This is a genomic window from Actinoplanes sp. NPDC048791, assembly GCF_040650095.1.
Classification (GTDB): domain Bacteria; phylum Actinomycetota; class Actinomycetes; order Mycobacteriales; family Micromonosporaceae; genus Actinoplanes.
The window spans coordinates 1-2,621 of the sequence record NZ_JBEZGQ010001104.1 but is presented as its reverse complement, the minus strand read 5'-3'; the positions used below and the strand labels follow the sequence as shown (position 1 = coordinate 2,621).

Sequence of the window (2,621 nt, the reverse complement as noted above, 5' to 3'; positions counted from 1 at the left end):
GCGCCAGCCAGCCGGCCAGCAGCGCCACCGCGGCCGCGGGCAACGTGTACGCCTCCACCGTCGCAACCTGCTCCGAGGCGATCAGCAGCCACCAGCCACCCAGCTCCGCAACCGCCGCGGCCAGCACATGTCCACGCCGGACCGGCGCAGTCTCACCCGGCCGCAACGCCCGCACGCCGAGCGCGAGCCCCCACAAGGTGCACACCGCGGCGGCGTGCCGGATCGAGCCGACGGTCAGCAGCAGCGCCACCAAGGCCCCGGCGTGAGCCGCCACCTCCACCGCCAGGCGCTCCCCTGCCTCGCGCCCGGCGAGCATCGCCCCCACGGCCAGGATCACCGCGGCCGCGCCGAGCACAACGAAGGCGCTGGTCGCCGGGGAAAGCTCCGCGGCCCGGCCCACCGTGTAGGCGAACGCCACCGCCGCCCCGGCGCCGGTCAACCACCCGGCCAGCCGCGCAGTGAGGGCACGGCCGGAAACACCCGCCACCGCCCCGGCAACCAGAGTCAGTCCTAGCGCAGCCAGTGTCGCCCCGCGCGTCGCCAGCGCACCGGCGAGCCCGGCACCGGCCAGCGCGGCACACGTCACCGCCGGCCCGACCGCCCGCATTCCCGGGCGCAGCAACGCCACCGCGAGCAGCCCGGCGAGCCCGACGACCAGGCTCTCCGCCGGCACACCGGGCCACGGAACCCCGGCCGCGGCCAGACCCATGGGAGCGACGACCGCCAGCACCGGCGCGACAGCCCACACCGCGGTCCGGCGCCCCCGAGCGCCCTGCACCACGATCACCACCGCGACGGCGAGCACCCCCAGCGCAACGACGTCGGCCAGGGCGACCGCCCCGACGCCGGTACCGTCCGGACGTCCGGTCCACACCCGGCCCAGCCACTCGTAGGGCCGCAGCAGCACAGCGGACAGACTCGGCGCGGTCGCCACGAACAGCGCGATCCCGAGCGGAAGAGCAGCCAGACCGGCCGGAACGGTACGCGAGAACGTCAGCGCCACCAGCAACAACGCGGTGGCCGCATAGATCGCCGGCGAGTCCCCGGTGACAAGCGCCCACACCGGCGCCGACACGACACCCAGCAGCGCCGCCGCCAGCGCGTAGGCCCGGTACCCGCGACCGACGACAAACAACACACCGACGAGCAGGGCCGCCGCGCCCAGCGCCACCCTGCTCTGCACCGGGTCCGACAGTGACAGCGCAGCCGCGCCACTCCAGGCCGCTGCGGGCACCGCCACCATGCCTGCGGCAAGCGCCCCTCCCCCGAGCACGCCGGCCGTCCGCTCCACCAGCGCGGTGGAGATCCCGATGACGGCTACCGCGCTGAGCGTCGCGCAAGCGACCCACGGCTGTTGAAAGGCGACGGCTACCGCGTGAGTCGTCAGGACGACCGCCACCGCGACAGGCCACAGCGGAGAGACCCGCAACGCCAAGCCCAGCGCCGCCGCGACCACCACCAGCTCGAACCCCGGCGCGGTCCACCACGGCAACCCGAAACCGGCCGGCGCCGCAACAGCCGCCACCGCCAGGCCGCCCAGCACGGCGTGCGCCTGGATCCCCCGCGGCACCAGCACAGTCAACCCACCCGTGACCAGAGCGATCACCCCGAGCAGCCGCCAGTCCCCGTCACCGGTCGCCGCGACGGCGATCGTGACCCCCACGACCACAACACCGGTGCTGGCGACCACCAGCAGAGCACCGATCCACGGACCCCGGCGTACCGCTGCCGGCAGCCGCCGGTTCACGACCGTGACCAGCGCGGCCAGCGCAGCCACCACCCCGGCGACCAGCACCGGCGCGGCGAAGCTGCCGCCGGCGACCCCGGCGAACCGCCCGGCCGCGACGGCCAGCGCGACCACCAGCAGCCCACCGGTGATCGACTGCGAGCGCGGGGCCCGGGCCAGGACGGCTGCCGCCACGGGTACGCCCGCAGCCGCGATCAGCGCCCCGCCGGCCAGTGCCACCTCACCGGCCGCGAAGTCGGTGAAGAGCCCCGTCAGTGCCGCGAGTCCCGCCATGATCGCCGCAGCCCCGCCGAGCGCGTAAGCCGTGATCCCCAGTGCCGTCAGCCCGGAACGCCGCAGCTGGACCACCGCCAGGTTCACCACAGCCACCGCCACCATCGTGTACGCCCAGCCGGTGGCGTCCGGGTGGAACGGCGCCACCAGCAACGGCAGCACCGGCTGGGCCACCAGCAGCGCCCCGAAGCGGGGCCCGATCAGCCCGGTCACGTGCTCGTACCCGGCGGCCACCGCGGCCGTCACCGCGCAGACCGCGCCCGCGTACCCCAGCGCCGAGTAGTCCGCGACTCCGAACAGGTTGACGTACCAGGCCGCGTACCCGTCGAGCAGCACCAGCAGCAGGCCGACCGCCGCGAAGGTCTCCGCCGTCGCCGTGAGGCCGCGGCGCAGCGCGGCGAGCGGTGCCGCCAGGGCCGCGACGGTGAAGCCGGCCAGCAGCAGCGCCCGGCCGCCCACACCGAACTGCGACCAGGCGACCGCGGTGAAGACGATCGCGGCCACGCCCAGCAGCAGGCCACCGAGCAGGAACAACGCGTTCTGCACCAGCCGGGTCGACGCTTCCTTGGTGCGGGGTGCCGCCATCGGAGGCCGCGGCGGC

1 protein-coding gene is annotated in these 2,621 nt (G+C 75.5%); it reads right to left on the bottom strand.

Annotated elements, in window-relative coordinates:
- Positions 1–2,605 (bottom strand): hypothetical protein (locus AB0C29_RS42825; RefSeq protein ID WP_360833316.1); only part of this gene is annotated, 2,605 nt, incomplete at its 3' end.
- Positions 2,606–2,621: the final 16 nt, after the last annotated feature.